Origin of the sequence: Wolbachia endosymbiont (group A) of Melieria omissa, from assembly GCF_964031125.1 — a bacterium.
Lineage (GTDB): Bacteria > Pseudomonadota > Alphaproteobacteria > Rickettsiales > Anaplasmataceae > Wolbachia > Wolbachia pipientis.
This window is the reverse complement of record NZ_OZ035007.1, coordinates 1,048,785-1,063,554: the sequence shown is the minus strand read 5'-3', so window position 1 is coordinate 1,063,554 and position 14,770 is coordinate 1,048,785. Positions and strand designations below refer to the sequence as shown.

At 36.0% G+C, this 14,770-nt stretch carries 16 protein-coding genes; 7 read left to right on the top strand and 9 right to left on the bottom strand.

From position 1 onward, the window contains the following. Nucleotides 1–3 precede the first annotated feature (3 nt). The 4 genes from hscA to iscU are packed head-to-tail and all read right to left on the bottom strand — an operon-like array spanning nt 4 to nt 2,983. A complete protein-coding gene (gene hscA / locus ACQH2Q_RS05005) occupies nt 4–1,752 on the bottom strand; it encodes a Fe-S protein assembly chaperone HscA (protein ID WP_425383418.1) in 1,749 nt (582 codons plus the stop codon). Beyond that, nucleotides 1,730–2,188, bottom strand: a complete 459-nt coding sequence (locus tag ACQH2Q_RS05000) for an iron-sulfur cluster co-chaperone HscB C-terminal domain-containing protein (RefSeq protein ID WP_182309602.1) — start codon at nt 2,186–2,188, stop codon at nt 1,730–1,732. Before ACQH2Q_RS05000 ends, hscA begins: the two co-directional genes overlap by 23 nt. Then, entirely contained in the window at nt 2,181–2,594 is a 414-nt protein-coding gene (locus ACQH2Q_RS04995; RefSeq protein WP_182309603.1) for a HesB/IscA family protein, read from the bottom strand. Before ACQH2Q_RS04995 ends, ACQH2Q_RS05000 begins: the two co-directional genes overlap by 8 nt. Nucleotides 2,595–2,599: 5 nt before the next feature. Further along, nucleotides 2,600–2,983 carry a Fe-S cluster assembly scaffold IscU gene (gene iscU, locus ACQH2Q_RS04990; RefSeq protein ID WP_151808025.1) on the bottom strand — a complete coding sequence of 128 codons (384 nt, stop codon included), beginning with the start codon at nt 2,981–2,983 and terminating at the stop codon, nt 2,600–2,602. 204 nt (nt 2,984–3,187) lie between these two features. On the opposite strand from iscU, the gene ftsY reads away from it, so the two are divergent. Continuing rightward, nucleotides 3,188–4,099, top strand: coding sequence for a signal recognition particle-docking protein FtsY (gene ftsY / locus ACQH2Q_RS04985; protein ID WP_425383417.1), 912 nt, complete (start codon nt 3,188–3,190; stop codon nt 4,097–4,099). Here ftsY and radA read toward each other — a convergent pair. Further along, nucleotides 4,086–5,429 carry a DNA repair protein RadA gene (gene radA / locus ACQH2Q_RS04980; protein WP_425383416.1) on the bottom strand — a complete coding sequence of 448 codons (1,344 nt, stop codon included), beginning with the start codon at nt 5,427–5,429 and terminating at the stop codon, nt 4,086–4,088. The genes ftsY and radA overlap by 14 nt on opposite strands. A 334-nt stretch (nt 5,430–5,763) precedes the next feature. Between radA and ACQH2Q_RS04975 the strand changes: the two genes are divergently transcribed. Then, nucleotides 5,764–5,940 carry a hypothetical protein gene (locus ACQH2Q_RS04975; RefSeq protein ID WP_179945710.1) on the top strand — a complete coding sequence of 59 codons (177 nt, stop codon included), beginning with the start codon at nt 5,764–5,766 and terminating at the stop codon, nt 5,938–5,940. Between the two features lie 311 nt (nt 5,941–6,251). On the opposite strand, the gene ndk is transcribed toward ACQH2Q_RS04975, so the two are convergent. Further along, nucleotides 6,252–6,671 carry a nucleoside-diphosphate kinase gene (gene ndk, locus ACQH2Q_RS04970; protein ID WP_182309846.1) on the bottom strand — a complete coding sequence of 140 codons (420 nt, stop codon included), beginning with the start codon at nt 6,669–6,671 and terminating at the stop codon, nt 6,252–6,254. Nucleotides 6,672–6,784: 113 nt separating this feature from the next. On the opposite strand from ndk, the gene ACQH2Q_RS04965 reads away from it, so the two are divergent. The 3 genes from ACQH2Q_RS04965 to ACQH2Q_RS04955 all read left to right on the top strand — a co-directional run bounded on the left by ACQH2Q_RS04965 (nt 6,785) and on the right by ACQH2Q_RS04955 (nt 9,398). Continuing rightward, complete coding sequence (locus ACQH2Q_RS04965; RefSeq protein ID WP_264339722.1) at nt 6,785–7,582, top strand: hypothetical protein; 798 nt, start codon at nt 6,785–6,787, stop codon at nt 7,580–7,582. Then, nucleotides 7,583–8,530, top strand: a complete 948-nt coding sequence (hemH, locus tag ACQH2Q_RS04960) for a ferrochelatase (protein ID WP_007548918.1) — start codon at nt 7,583–7,585, stop codon at nt 8,528–8,530. 70 nt (nt 8,531–8,600) lie between these two features. Next, nucleotides 8,601–9,398 carry a hypothetical protein gene (locus tag ACQH2Q_RS04955; RefSeq protein ID WP_425383415.1) on the top strand — a complete coding sequence of 266 codons (798 nt, stop codon included), beginning with the start codon at nt 8,601–8,603 and terminating at the stop codon, nt 9,396–9,398. 3 nt (nt 9,399–9,401) lie between these two features. Here ACQH2Q_RS04955 and gshA read toward each other — a convergent pair whose 3' ends face one another. After that, the gene (gshA, locus tag ACQH2Q_RS04950) at nt 9,402–10,562 is read right to left on the bottom strand and encodes a glutamate--cysteine ligase (protein ID WP_264339719.1); all 1,161 of its coding nucleotides are present in this window, start codon (nt 10,560–10,562) and stop codon (nt 9,402–9,404) included. A 115-nt stretch (nt 10,563–10,677) separates the two neighbouring features. Here gshA and hslV point away from each other — a divergent pair, with 115 nt between their 5' ends. Continuing rightward, nucleotides 10,678–11,232, top strand: a complete 555-nt coding sequence (gene hslV, locus ACQH2Q_RS04945; RefSeq protein WP_182309841.1) for an ATP-dependent protease subunit HslV — start codon at nt 10,678–10,680, stop codon at nt 11,230–11,232. Nucleotide 11,233: 1 nt separating this feature from the next. Continuing rightward, the gene (hslU, locus tag ACQH2Q_RS04940; protein ID WP_425383414.1) at nt 11,234–12,724 is read left to right on the top strand and encodes an ATP-dependent protease ATPase subunit HslU; all 1,491 of its coding nucleotides are present in this window, start codon (nt 11,234–11,236) and stop codon (nt 12,722–12,724) included. 68 nt (nt 12,725–12,792) lie between these two features. On the opposite strand, the gene ACQH2Q_RS04935 is transcribed toward hslU, so the two are convergent. Further along, nucleotides 12,793–13,734 carry an FKBP-type peptidyl-prolyl cis-trans isomerase gene (locus ACQH2Q_RS04935; RefSeq protein ID WP_010963087.1) on the bottom strand — a complete coding sequence of 314 codons (942 nt, stop codon included), beginning with the start codon at nt 13,732–13,734 and terminating at the stop codon, nt 12,793–12,795. Continuing rightward, the gene (locus ACQH2Q_RS04930; RefSeq protein ID WP_010082029.1) at nt 13,727–14,734 is read right to left on the bottom strand and encodes a polyprenyl synthetase family protein; all 1,008 of its coding nucleotides are present in this window, start codon (nt 14,732–14,734) and stop codon (nt 13,727–13,729) included. Before ACQH2Q_RS04930 ends, ACQH2Q_RS04935 begins: the two co-directional genes overlap by 8 nt. Nucleotides 14,735–14,770: the final 36 nt, after the last annotated feature.

Below are 14,770 nucleotides of genomic sequence, written 5' to 3'. Positions count from 1 at the left end.
TTTCTACCTATTTGTTAATTCACACAACTCTAAAGAAGAATTTTCTAACTCGGCGATAGTGTTGTTAATTTCATTCAAGTCATTGCCTTGTAAAGCGTTTTTTGCATTTTGTAATAGGTTTTTCAACTTTTGATCAGTGGAAAGGTTATTATTGTTTTCAACCAAGTGTATGAGTTTATTTCCATTAATTTTAGCACCTGCAAGGGAACGAGCCTTCATATCTTCGTCAAAACTGTTTATTGACTGGTTAACCATATTTTGAACATCAGCTTCACTCAAGCCAAAACTTGAATTTACTTTAACTGTCTGCTCAATTCCAGTAGTTTTTTCTCTTGCAGTAACAGTCAAGATTCCGTCAACGTTAACTGTAAATTCTATTTCAACTCTTGCAGAACCTGCAGGCAGTGGCGGTATACCTTTTAGTTCAAACTGCGCTAGAGATTTGTTATCCTCTATCATTTCACGTTCTCCCTGACAAACATGAATTTTCATTGCTGTTTGCCCATCAATATAAGTTGTAAACTCTTTTGTTTCTGAAACTGGCAGTGGCGTATTTCTTGGTATGATTTTTTCAACTATGCCTCCCATAGTTTCTATGCCAAGTGATAGAGGTAAAACATCCAGGAGAATATTCCTATCTTTTGAGCTCGAAGTTAAATCATGAGCCTGCAGAGCTGCCCCAATGGCAACTGCTTTATCTGGATCCACGTCATTTAGTACTTTATTTCCAAAGAGTTTGACTAGTGAATTTTGAACCAATGGTGTTCTAGTTGCACCACCAACTAAAATTACTCCTTTTATATCATCAATTTTAAGATCTATATCACTTATAGTACGAGTGACTATATTGATAGTCTTATTGACCAAAGAACTGATTGCCTGCTCGAATTCTTCTCTGGTAATTTCGCACTCAAATGGCTTGCCGTTAACATTAAATTCGAAGATACCTATAGTGTGATTGCTTAGGTACTCTTTCGCAGAGCGTGATTCGATAAGTAAGGAATTTAGTTGCTTAGCCGTCTTTTCTCTATACTTATCAATCACAATTGAACTCAGCAAATGATCAAAATCATCACCGCCGAGGTTGGTGTCACCACCAACCGCAAGGACTTGAAACACTCCTTGGTGCAATTTCAATATCGAAATATCGAACGTTCCGCCACCAAGGTCATACACTGCATATATTCCACTGCTATTGTTCTTTTCAATGGAGTAAGAAAGCGCTGCAGCGGTTGGCTCGTTAACGAGGCGAAGAACTTCTATGCCAGCTAATTTTGCCGCATATTTAGTTGCGTTACGTGCTGAATCGTCAAAGTAAGCTGGCACAGTAATCACTGCTTTTTTTACTTCCAGCCCCTTAGACTTTTTTACCCTCTCACGTAAAGCTTTTAATATCTCAGCAGAAATCTCAACAGGAGTCAGATACTTTTCCTCTGCGCATTTTATTCTAATAACTTTTTCGCTTTCATGATCTATTTCAAAATTGACGCCTTCTTTATTTAATTCTTCAACACTTTTACCCATTAAACGCTTTATTGAGTAGATTGCATTTTGACCGACATCGTAGCCAGTTTTCAATGTATTATTTTCATATGAAAGAGCAGAAGGCAGCAGTTCTCTTCCTTGTTCATCTTTAAATATCTCCACGTTGCCAGCTTTATTCACCATAGCAATCAAAGAATTGGTGGTGCCAAGGTCTATACCAAAAACTACTTCATTTGAATTTGGTTCAGAAATTTGAATTGGTTGCATTTTTCTTCACCTCCTCAAATGACTTATATAAATATTTCAATCTTAAGACTTGTGTAGCAGCTCTATCAAAATTCTTTACAGCAAAAGTGTTAATTAGGTTTTTAACGCAATCTTTTATTTTTTCATCAATCATCCTGCTTGCAAATTGTAGATCGTCGCAGTCTAGTAAGTACTCTCTTATTTCCATTGATTCACTTAATATTTCAGAATTTAAGTGGTCCTTTTGGCTTTTCACATTAAAAAAATCCAGCAAATGCTCAGCACGTTTTAGCGGTGACTTTAGTATCTGATAAGCTCTGTTAATATTTTCCATGTTTTGGGACTGTCTTTCATTTATATCAGTCCTGCTTAGCTCAATATATTTTTTCTCTAACTCATCAAAGCTGATATTGAAAGCTGGTTCAATTTCAAACAATGCAAAATAGTTGCTAGACATGAAAACTCTCTCCACAACCACATTTTCCTTTCTCATTAGGATTTTTGAAAACAAAACCCGATGAAAATTTTTCTTCTACATAATCCATTTCAGAGCCAAGAATAAACATGACGGATTTTGGGTCGATCAACACTTTAACTTTTTGGCCATCACTACAGTTTTCTTCAATTACCGACTCTAAAGGACGAGTATCATATGCATATTCAATATCATATTTTAAACCAGAACATCCTTTTTGCTTAATTAGCACTCTTATTCCTATTGCTTCTTCCGGTTTCTCAAGGTTAGTATGCTTCTTTTGGTCCAATAAATACCTTATCCTTTCTACTGCTTCCGCAGTTATAGTGATAAGTTTTTTATTCTTTTTTACAGTTTCACCTCCGCCTACTTCTTGATATTCACTCATGCTTCTTAATTCTTTTGCTTACTTTGATAATCATGAATAGCGGCTTTTATAGCATCTTCAGCAAGTACCGAACAGTGTATTTTCACTGGAGGTAAAGACAATTCTTCCACTATTTGAGTATTCTTTATCTGTGTAACGTCACTGATGGTTCTTCCCTTTATCATCTCTGTTAACAAGGAACTTGAAGCAATGGCAGAACCGCAGCCAAAAGTTTTAAATTTTGCATCTTCAATAACACCTTTGTCATTGACCTTTATCTGCAATTTCATTACATCACCGCACGATGGTGCACCAACTAAACCAGTGCCAACACTTGGATCATTTTTATCCAGAGAGCCAACATTCCTTGGATTTTCGTAATGATCTAAAATTTTCTCATTATAACTCATAAAATTACCTGTAAACCGCTATTCTACATTATAACATATTTAGGTTAAAAACTAAAGTAAAATACACTAGTATCACGGGAATTTTACTTTCAAAATTCCCGTAAAACGACTATTTAACTTTACAAATACACATAATACGTGTATTTCTTTACAACCAGCGTCTCTATGTTGTCGTTAAGTTTATAATTTAAAAGGAGTATTCCCTTGAGTTTATTTGGTAATCTTTATAAAGGCCTGTTAAAAACTTCTTCTCGCTTTAGCGACGGGGTGAAAAGTATTTTCTCTGACAAAAAAAAATTAGATCAGTCGCTTTTAGATGAGCTAGAAGAATTGCTAATTAGCATGGACATTGGTCATAAAACTTCCAAATTAATTATTGACAGGCTCACAAGCATCAAATTTGACAAGGAAGTTGAACATAACATTATCACACAGCAGTTAATGAACGAAATAGAAGCTATATTTAGCCCAGTTGTACAGCCGTTAATTTTAAATAAAAAACCACATATAATAATGGTATGTGGAGTAAACGGTAACGGTAAAACCACAACTATAGGTAAGCTTGCATATAAATATAAGAAAATGGGAAAATCCGTTATGCTTGTTGCATGCGACACATTTAGAGCTGCTGCTAGTGAGCAATTAAACATTTGGGCAGAACGTTCTGATTGCTTGATTGTTACTGGAGAGTATGGTAGCGACTCTGCAAGTGTGGCATATAGAGCTGTAAGTCAAGCTATAAAAGATAACATTGATGTTGTTCTAATTGACACAGCAGGAAGGCTGCAAAATAATGTGAACCTTATGGAGGAGTTATCAAAAATATATAGAACGATAAAGAAATTGGATGATACTGCCCCTCATGACGTTATTTTAGTTCTTGATGCAACTACCGGCCAAAATGCTTATAGCCAATTAGAAGCATTTAGCAAAATGGTTAATGTTACCGGGCTAATCGTAACAAAGTTAGATGGCACTGCTAAGGGCGGAGTGGTAATTGGACTTGCAGAAGCTTATAAGATAAAGTTACATGCTATAGGAATTGGCGAAAGTATAGAGGACTTAAGGGAGTTTACTAGCAAAGAATTTGCTGAAGCGTTATTTAATTGTAATTAAAAATTTCTCTTAATTCCCTTACGTGACCAAGCTTAATTATCTCAATATCGTGAGAAGAGTAATTACCATTTTTAGGCATAATTGCTTTTTTGAATCCTAACTTTTGTGCTTCTTTTAGTCTGAGATCAGCATGCGAGACATTCCTAATTTCTCCTGAAAGTGCAACTTCACCGCAGATTATTGAAGAAGTTGGCAGCGGTAAATTTACTACACTTGAAATAAGGGAAGCAGCAACAGCAAGATCAGCCGATGGTTCCTGTATTTTGAGTCCCCCTGCAATGTTTAGGTATACCTCTTTATCATGCAAAAACATTTTGCAACGAGCATTTAGCACCGCGATGATCATAGCCAATCTATTAATATCCCACCCAACTACTGCCCTTCTTGGGGTTGCCATATTAGTTCCTGCTATTAACGCTTGAACTTCCATTAAAATTGGTCTTGAACCTTCAATTCCTGCAAATACGGCGCTGCCAACTACTTCTCTATCATGGGCCATCAGAAACAATGATGATGGGTTATCAACAGGCACAAGTCCTGCTTCAGACATCTCAAAAACACCAATTTCATTTGCAGGGCCAAATCTATTTTTAATAGTGCGTAAAATGCGGTATTGATTGCTATTTTCACCTTCAAAATATAATACCGTATCCACCATATGCTCCAAAGTTTTAGGTCCAGCTATTTGTCCATCCTTAGTTATATGACCAACTATTAAAAGAGAAACACCATATTGTTTCGCAAGAATGGTTAATTCATGAGCGCAAGTGCGGACCTGAGTTACAGTGCCTGGTGCTGATGTAATTCTGCTATCATACATTGTTTGTATAGAGTCAATTACTAAGAATTTAATACTTTTGTTTTCCTTTATTGTTGCTACTACATCAGTTAAAGACACTGTAGACAAAAGCTTAATTTTAGGTTCATTTATCTTAAGACGCTTTGCTCTGAGACTCACTTGCTCTAAAGATTCCTCGCCAGATACATAAAGACATTCAAAAGAGGAAAGTTGCACAACATTAGCTGCAATTCTAAGCAAAAGGGTGGATTTTCCAATACCAGGTTCGCCTCCAATTAAAATGCTAGCACCTTGAACGATACCCCCACCAAAAACTCTATCTAATTCTTCTATTCCTGTTAGAAAACGACTTGGAGTGATAATTTCGCTACCCGATAACGTCTTTATTAAAATTGGCGCAGATATACTTCTTTTGCCCGTTTTTACTGCTATTTCCTCAACAATTGTATCCCAATTGTCACATGCAATGCACTTCCCTACCCACCTACCAGTGCTATGACCACACAATTGACATACATATACAGTTTTCATCAAAGCCAAAATTATTTTGTTGTAATTGTAATAAAAATTAGCTGAATATGCGAAGTAAATCTATAGCTAACCCAAGAAAGGGTTCCCTATGTCATACCGCGATTCATTCGCGGTATCTCAAAGCATAGATCCCGCTAACACGTAGCGGGATGACGAGGTCATGCCACCGCGCGAACCGTCATACCGTCACGGTATCTCTAGATCCCGCTAACACGTAGGGGAATGACGAGGTCATGCCGCCGCAAACCGTCATACCGCCGCGGTATCTCTTAGCCGCTAACACGTAGCGGGATGACGGTTGTCGTTTAGCTACAAACGTTAAGAAATTTACCAAATGAAAAAAAAGGCAAAAGAAGCCCTGGGGTTATTATCCGCTTTAAAATATTGGCGTTTTTTATGTTTTAAACGCTTGACAAGCGAGATTCAGCCGCTTTTAATTGCAACTAACTTACGCTGCAAATGTTTAAGAAATTTACTAAGCAGAAAAAAAGACAAAGAATCCCCGAGTTAGCTAGTCTTTTACTATCTCTGTCGAGTATTGGCATTTTTTGATGTCTTGTAACGCTTTATAAGCGCGTTCAGCTTATTTAGATAAAAACCTAGATGTAGATGAAGTTTTGTAAAGACATACAGTATCTATATACTGCAAAAAATTGAACATAAGACGCCGATACATTAAGTAATCCTTACCTTTTAATCTGCAGATTGGCGAAAGCAAATACAATAGCTTCAGTTTCATGATAAGGGGGCTGGCGGAGGGTGTCAAGCAAGTTTTTTCGTTTCTATGTTGTCAGCTACTTGGATGACGCCAATCTGAGTTAACTACACCAACTCACATTCAGCAAAAAAGAAAGCTATCTCCTTACGAGCATTTTCTAGACTATCCGAGCCGTGGACTCTATTTTCACTAATATCATCAGCAAAATCACCCCTGATTGTGCCTTTATCTGCCTGCTTTGGATTGGTAGCTCCCATGATTTGTCTGTATTTACTTACTGCATTTTCACCAACTAAAACTTGAACTACCACAGAACCAGAGGTCATAAACTCTACTAATTCCCCAAAAAAAGGCCTATCTTTATGAATTTCATAAAACAGCTCTGCTTGTTTTTTTGTTAGTAACATCATTTTTTGTGCTGTGATTTTCAGCCCAGATTGTTCGATGTAGGAATTTATATTGCCTGTAATATTATTTTTTACTGCATCAGGTTTTAAGATTGAAAGTGTCTTCTCAATTGCCATATTATTTCCTTATATAGAATAGTACATTTATAGATTTATTTTATTACAAATTTTAATTTCATAGAAGTGATTTTTTATCTATAATTAAGGACAAATCATCAAGGAGGTATTGTATGGGTGAATGTTGTAAAAATAACACTACTAAACAAGCTGAATCTACTACTAAAAAATTAGTAAGTAACTTTAAGTCATCACTTTTTTGTGGAACAAAAGGATTTTTAACTTTTAATTTGGCCTTTTTAAGCTTTTTGGAATATAGCTTACATCATAATACAGAATTAAAAAAAGGTGCTGCTTTTGCAATGAAAAGAAACACTATTCCATTTCTTGAAATGACAATCATAGCACCGCTTGTTTGTTTTGCACTGCCAGCTATGCTAGGCAGTATGAGCCTCATGCAATGCGCACTTTTATGTGCTTCCTTAATGATTGCCACATGTTTTATTGTCAGAACTTTTCATCTGCGTGAGAAGTTAATGGAAAAAATCACTAACCATAGTAGAAAAGAAATAGACGCGGAATTTAAGAAAGATACTATAAAATTTCCTATCTTTGATCAAAATAGAAAACACACCGAGTATAATTCGCCTAACTCAGGGCGACTACTGGATGAAACAAGTAGCACCTCTCTTTTCGTTAAAGTTTTACTTTTTCCCCTCAAGGTTCTTCTGAATGTCCTGCAAAGTTGTATAATGCTATCTTTAGCTGCTGTTGAACTTCTTGAAACGGTACCAAGTCTTTTTGTCGATACATTTTTCGATTGGAACTTCACATCCACCAAGAGTAACCTGAAGAGATCAGGCCACTTATTGTATGCCAGTGTAAGAAATTTAGTGCCTATAACTAAATTTGATGAGTGTGTAGCTAATTTTATAGGCACCCCAGAAGTAACTTGTTGTAGTAGTGCGTAGGTGAAAAAGGCAGTTATCTTATTTAATCTTGGCGGGCCTGATTCACTAAATGCGGTCCGTCCTTTTTTATTCAACCTTTTTTATGACAGGAGAATAATCAATCTACCGAATCCCTTTCGGTTTCTTTTAGCAAAGTTTATATCTGCGAAACGAGAAAATACTGCACGAAAAATATACGAGGAAATTGGAGGTAAATCGCCAATTCTAGAGAATACAAAAATGCAAGCTAATGCTTTAGAACTAAAATTAAACGAAAATAGAAACCATGTACACAAGGTATTCATCTGCATGCGCTATTGGCGTCCATTTGCTGACGAAGTTATTGAAAGTGTAAAACAGTTTGATCCTGACGAAGTAATTCTGCTGCCACTGTATCCACAATATTCAACTACCACAACTCTGTCATCCATCGAGAATTGGCAAAAAAATGCTAAACGGTATGGCCTAAAATGCAATACAAAAATGATTCACCGTTATTATGATAACCAAGATTTTATTGAAGCTCACACTAATCTGATAGCTAAGTACTATAAATTGGCTAGAAAAATCGGTAAACCAAGAGTCCTATTTTCAGCCCATAGCTTACCTCTTAGTATCATTAAAAAGGGCGACCCTTACGCTTCACAGGTAGAAAGAAGCGTAGAGTTAATAGTAGAAAAGTTAGCTATCAATAACTTAGATTGGTCAATATGTTATCAGAGTAAGATTGGTCCTGTAAAATGGCTAGAGCCAAGCACTGAAAGTGAGCTATTACGCGCAAAAGCTGATGGTGTACCTGTAGTTCTATCACCTATATCTTTTGTTTCTGAGCATTCAGAAACTCTAGTTGAACTTGATATAGAATATAAAGCAATTATTAAGGATGGATATTACTTTCGTGTGCCAACTCTCAGTACCGATCCCTTGTTTATAAAATGCCTGGCCGATTTGTGCATAAATCTCCCTTAAAGTCCTGATTCATAGGGCTTTTCTTTTAGGATTTTATGTGATAGAATAACAGGAAGTTATTAACTATTTCATGCCAAACAAGCTAAAAAAGAAATCTAACATACTCGCACAAAGGGTGCATGATATTTATGATCATGATTTCAGGAAGGTAATCTGCATCACAACAGGTTTAACAGCCCTATTGTGTAAGATTTCACTGCAATTTTGCTGCGAGTTCATTGACAATAATAGATCCAATATCTTTCTTATACGGAATGTTGCTCGACTAGTAAAGTTTCCGACATCTATTCTATACATTGCCCATTCTGCATTTACTCTACAGGATCTAATTAAGGATTACAGAAACCCTGAGAGTAAAAAAGAGCTGGCAAAAATTGTGGGTAAATCGGCTAATCTTGCAAGCAGCACCATAGAAGCGCTAATGATGTTGAAAATCATCCATTTTTGCACTGGAAGCAATACAGACATAATAAGTTATATTAACTTAACCTCAACGATCCTATTTTTGTTCATTTCAGAACCTATAAGCTATTATTATACATGCAAGGAATATCTGGATAATAAGGATCCTGAAAAGTCTGCTGAGTGTAAGAAGGACCTTATTATTAGCACATTAACTTTGTCGTTAGGTTTATTAAACTTCATATTAAGAAGGATAGAGACTCCAACTATACCAATAAACTTAGGTAGTGGTATAATCTATAATTTCAACTTAAGCGTAACAGTCAGCATAATATATAGTGCAGTATTTCTTGCAGTTCAGCTTGACAAATTGTTTCAACAACCTGTCAATGATGATCCTTCCACTGAACTTGATGATGTTCATAATATAAACGGTCATTCTAATGACAGCACTGTAGAGGTATAAGAATTAGGGATGAAAAGATTTTATTTCTACTGCCAACGCTAGTACTGCTAATTTGCTAACAATACTCCAAAGTGATAGAATTTTACCTTCTACAACCTGGCTAACATCATGAAACTCACAGTCAGTGGCATTCAAGCTAGAATATACATCTTTTCTGCTATTACATCGGTATAAGTAACATGTTGGAGTATCTCCTATATAGTATATTAGCGGTTCTGCAGAACTGCTTTTAAACATGTCAATGGTTGGTACACCTTCTTGTATAATAACGCTATTGATTGCTATTCCTTCTTTTATCTTTTTCATTTTATGACGCTTTTTTTTATTGAGGTTTAATATTTCCTCTCCACTTGTTGCTGTTATAATGCCCATCCCATATGTGCCATTGCTTGCTTTGATAAAAACGTAAGGTTGTGTTTTTATTTCATATTCCTCATATTTTTTTTGCACTAGAGATAATATTTGGTCAACTTTAGTTGCTACTGCTCCTAGTGACAAATCATCATCAAAATCAACTCCATCACAGCTCTCTGTAAGCACAGAAATTAGCCATGGGTCTATTTTAAATTTGCCACAAAACTCAGATGCTAATTCTTGATAGATTTCAAAATACTTAAATTTCTGCCTGCTATGCCAACCGTATAGTGGGCTTGGTACTATATCTTGCTTTACGTCTTTCAGCGTGTCTGGAATGTGGCTCGTCATATCACGGTTCAGTATAATAACATCAGGCACAAATCCTGAAGTTGTCTTTAGCAGAGAGTTTTCTTTCACAACAGTTTCATACTGTTCTATTAAATTGTATACTTCATTATATAAAAGGCCAATTCTAGTCTCAAAACCTGCGAGTTGTAGTATTTTCTCTATAACAAATACGTTTTCTATATACATTTTATTGCGTGTATAATTTTCCGGTATTATAAGAACCTTTTTGTATTGATGTCTTTTAAAATAGCTTTTTATCAATCTTGCTGCCATCGTTCTTGATTCTTCACTTAAGTTATTGAACCCCGCAGGAAATAAATTAGCGTCTACTGGAACGATTTTATAGCCAGAGTTTCTAAGATCTATAGAGCTATAAAATGGCAATGTAAGGCCGTTAAATTTTGCTCCGAACCAATTATTTATACTTTTTTCCAAATCTGGGTGAATTATGTTTTGCATCTACACTTTAAATGTTATAAGGAAGGTATTATATTATAAGCTATAATTAAACATATTTAGCAAATTTGACTAAAGATTAAAGTATAATGAGATTCTTATTTAAAGTGATAGAAAAATGATTCAACACGACAACAGTAAAATGTATGGCACTACTATATTATCAATTAGAAAGGGTGAAAGCGTAGTGGTAATAGGTGACGGACAAGTTTCACTGGGCCACACTGTTATAAAATCCGGAGCAAAAAAAGTTAGGCGTCTTTCTGGTGATTCTGTAATTGCCGGTTTTGCTGGAGCAACAGCCGATGCATTTACTCTCTTTGAAAGACTAGAATCTAAACTTGACAAGCACCCAGGGCAATTAATGAGGGCATGTGTTGAACTTGCAAAAGACTGGAGAATGGATAAATATCTAAGAAAATTAGAGGCTATGATGATTGTTGCAGATAAATCTATTTCATTAGTAATTACGGGAACAGGTGATGTTCTTGAACCTGAAGATGGAATTGCAGCTATTGGCTCTGGGGGAAATTTTGCTCTATCTGCAGCAAGAGCTTTAATTGACATTAAAGGAATATCAATAGAGGAAATTGCGAAAAAGGCTATGAAGATAGCTGCTGATATATGTGTTTATACAAATCATAATATAATTATTGAAAAAATAGAGGAGTGATATGTCTTCTGAACAAAAAACTTTGTGCACCAATTTTTCCAATCAGCCTATAACCCTTTCAGAAGGGCGGTCTTGTAGTAGTGACACCTACGATGAAAAAGATAACCTCTATAAAGATACTAAGAGTGGTTTTGATTCAAATAACAGCGATGTTCAAGTTAATGACAGCACTCAAGTTTTGTTAGATGACCTGCCACCACAGAAGATAGTTAAAGAATTGGACAGATTCATAATCGGACAGGATGATGCAAAGCGTGCTGTTGCTATTGCGCTCAGAAATCGTTGGCGTCGCAATCAGGTTCCATTTCCATTGCGTGATGAAATCATACCTAAGAATATATTGATGATCGGTCATACAGGGGTTGGTAAAACTGAAATAGCTCGTCGCTTAGCAAAACTTGCCGGTGCACCGTTCATAAAAATTGAGGCAACGAAGTTTACTGAAATAGGGTACGTTGGACGTGACGTTGATTCGATAATACGCGATTTAGTTGATGCAGCAATAGTTTTAGTTAAAGAGAAAGCCCGTAAAGCCTTAGCTAAAAAGGCTTTAATTTTAGCTGAGAAAACAATAGTAAACTCTATGGTAGGCGAAAATGCAACCGAAGAGAGTAAAAAAAATTTTAGAGAAAGGTTGAGGAATAAAGAGTTTGAGGACGGAGAAGTTTCTATTAACGTCAGAGAGAGCAAGAGTATGTTACCTACTTTCGATATACCAGGCATGCCAGGTGGGCAAGTTGGTGTGATGAATGTAACAGAAATAATGGGCAAGATGTTTAACGGGAGCAAAAAAACAAAAACTATTACGGTGAAGGTAAAAGAAGCGCGTGAAATATTAATTAATGAAGAAAGTGAAAGGCTAATGGATGAAGATAAGATAATCAAAGAAGCCATTGATCTTGTTAGTAATGACGGTATAGTATTTTTGGATGAAATAGACAAAATTGCAGCGCGTACAGAAGTAAAAGGTGAAGTAAACAGAGAAGGAGTGCAACGCGATCTGTTACCATTACTTGAAGGAACAACTGTTACAACTAAGTATGGCCATGTAAAAACAGACTATATATTATTTATTGCATCTGGTGCTTTTCATCAGTCTAAACCATCTGACCTCTTACCGGAATTGCAGGGCAGATTACCGATCAGGGTAGAACTTAAGGCACTTACTCAAGAGGATTTAATAAGAATATTAAAGGAACCAGAATCTAGTTTGTTAAAGCAGTACATAGCTTTAATGAAAACAGAAAATGTGACACTTGAGTTCACTGATGATGGTATAAAAACCATAGCTGAAATAGCGTTTACAGTTAATAGGCAAGTGGAAAATATAGGCGCAAGAAGGCTTCACACTGTCATGGAGAAGCTTTTAGATGAAATAAGTTTCATTGCTTCTGAGAAAAATAGCGAAAAATTCATTATAGACAGCAAGTATGTAAAAGATAAACTTGAGTCAATTTCGAAGCAGCTTGATTTATCTAAGTTTATACTTTAGGAAAAACGAAAAGCCTACTTTAAGTAGTATAGAGAGTGTTCAGAAGATTAGCCAGTAGACCTAAAATTTCAGCTATATTCTTTAGGCTGTTTTTCAACAGTAGAATGGTGTGCTGCGACCTCTTGCTTAACATCTAAGCTTAAGTCAATTATTGAGATATTTTCTTCATCATAATCTATGTCTTTTATTAACATATCGTCAGTAATAGTCAAAAGGTCAGGCGGAGAAAGAATAGTTCTTTTATTACCAGCTCTCATTCCCACAACTCCAAGCTCTATAGCAAGTGGTATTTTTTTATCGCCAACCCTAAATTGCACTGTTTGATCTTTGACTATATATTCCCCATTATGCTCCTTTACGCTATATTTAACCGATATCTCATCACCGCACCTTACTTGTTTTCCAGTCTTGTTAATTAAGTCATTAAAAACCATCAGATTATTTACTGAGTCGGGATATTTATCCTTTACTTCGATCAGTTTGACGTAATAAGAATTAAAATTCATTTTGTTCTCATTGGCAATAGTAACTACACGCTCTCCGCCTTCTTTCATACCTATTACCCCTAAACTCACTTCTTTTAGGTCATCTTGACCTATTTTCAAAGTAACATCAGAAACTTTGCTAGGGAGTGTTGCTGAGTTATTATTAGAAATTTTATATATTTGCAATAGGACTTCCAGGCCACAAAAAGCCTTGCTGCCACTGCCTTCAGTAATTTCATAAAAATTTATTGAATCTTCTTCCTTTTGCTGCGTTATTTCTTCTAAATATTCTGTCAGCCCATGCTTTTCAATATAGCGGTCAAGTGCTGATTCAAGTATTGGCTTCACTAGGTAATGTGCTATCGTCTGTATCAAACCACCATGCGTGGCATTTATCTCATAAAGCTTGTCCTTTTTTTCCGGTTTACCTTTGTTTATATAGACAATAGTAAACACAAAAGCAGAAGTTAAAGTGAGAATCATTACTACGGAAATAAGCATTTGTAATATAATTTTTCTAACCATCTTTCTTTACTTGATTCAATAAATCATATAAATAATTAGTATCCCCTGAAAGCGCACTCAAATTATCCAAGCCTTGTTTAAAGAGGCCGTCTATATAGTCCTCTACTTCACTTTTACCAAGCACAGACATAAGATTATTTGTTTTATCTTGTTCGTAGTCTTCAATATCATCCTTAGCTTGAAAGATAAGCCCTAGATTTATTCCATAGTTATATAACGCTTTACGTTGCTTGTCTGTAGCACCCCCGATTATAGCACCTATTTCACATGAAGCTGCAAATAGTTTTGCGGTTTTCATCAAATGAATTTCTTTTATTTTATCAGCTTGGCCCGACGTCATTCCAGCGTCATACATACAGCCGTACGAATGTTGTAGTTTTAAGGTAGAAAGGGTGTCATGCAAGTAGCTGACACTGGAATCCATTTCATGTTCAGCTCCACTATCGCATGGCTTTTTGCACGAAATGCTTGTAGGCAAAGCCTTCTGGATCCCAGTGTCAGCTACTTGAATGACAGAGGGTTGGGGGCTAAAATCTATATGCTCACTGTTAATATCTAAAGCCTGTCCTCCCACCATTCCCCTAATTCCTATTGCCTGAGAAAGAACTTTTATGATCTCACAGCGTTTCTCATTTAACGAAGATAATACCTCAAAAGCCAGAGTAAGTAGTGCATCTCCGGCAAGCACTGCTGTTGCTTCATCAAATTTTTTATGGCAGCTTAGCTGGCTTCTGCGAGTATCACTGTTGTCCATGCACGGTAAATCATCGTGAATTAGAGAGTAAGCATGAACAAATTCAATTGCTGCAGCAACTGATATTACTTTTTTAGCTTCCGCGTTAAACACTCGCGATGAAGCTACGACTAAAAAGGAGCGTATATGTTTTGCAGGAGCAAGGAGTATATAACGCATAGCTGATATAAGCTTATTCTCGCTATTTTCGGGTAAGAGTTTATTTACTTCTACAATAAGCAAATTTTTTGTTGTTTCGTCTAGCATTTTTGAATTGTTAATTGTTTAGCACGTAACGCTAGC

Coding starts and splice junctions, on each gene's coding strand:
- hscA (WP_425383418.1), bottom strand. CDS start 1,752: ATGCAACCAATTCAAATTTCTGAACCAAATTCAAATGAAGTAGTTTTT.
- ACQH2Q_RS05000 (WP_182309602.1), bottom strand. CDS start 2,188: ATGTCTAGCAACTATTTTGCATTGTTTGAAATTGAACCAGCTTTCAAT.
- ACQH2Q_RS04995 (WP_182309603.1), bottom strand. CDS start 2,594: ATGAGTGAATATCAAGAAGTAGGCGGAGGTGAAACTGTAAAAAAGAAT.
- iscU (WP_151808025.1), bottom strand. CDS start 2,983: ATGAGTTATAATGAGAAAATTTTAGATCATTACGAAAATCCAAGGAAT.
- radA (WP_425383416.1), bottom strand. CDS start 5,429: ATGAAAACTGTATATGTATGTCAATTGTGTGGTCATAGCACTGGTAGG.
- ACQH2Q_RS04975 (WP_179945710.1), top strand. CDS start 5,764: ATGAAAAAAAAGGCAAAAGAAGCCCTGGGGTTATTATCCGCTTTAAAA.
- ndk (WP_182309846.1), bottom strand. CDS start 6,671: ATGGCAATTGAGAAGACACTTTCAATCTTAAAACCTGATGCAGTAAAA.
- ACQH2Q_RS04965 (WP_264339722.1), top strand. CDS start 6,785: ATGGGTGAATGTTGTAAAAATAACACTACTAAACAAGCTGAATCTACT.
- ACQH2Q_RS04955 (WP_425383415.1), top strand. CDS start 8,601: ATGCCAAACAAGCTAAAAAAGAAATCTAACATACTCGCACAAAGGGTG.
- gshA (WP_264339719.1), bottom strand. CDS start 10,562: ATGCAAAACATAATTCACCCAGATTTGGAAAAAAGTATAAATAATTGG.
- hslV (WP_182309841.1), top strand. CDS start 10,678: ATGATTCAACACGACAACAGTAAAATGTATGGCACTACTATATTATCA.
- hslU (WP_425383414.1), top strand. CDS start 11,234: ATGTCTTCTGAACAAAAAACTTTGTGCACCAATTTTTCCAATCAGCCT.
- ACQH2Q_RS04935 (WP_010963087.1), bottom strand. CDS start 13,734: ATGGTTAGAAAAATTATATTACAAATGCTTATTTCCGTAGTAATGATT.
- ACQH2Q_RS04930 (WP_010082029.1), bottom strand. CDS start 14,734: ATGCTAGACGAAACAACAAAAAATTTGCTTATTGTAGAAGTAAATAAA.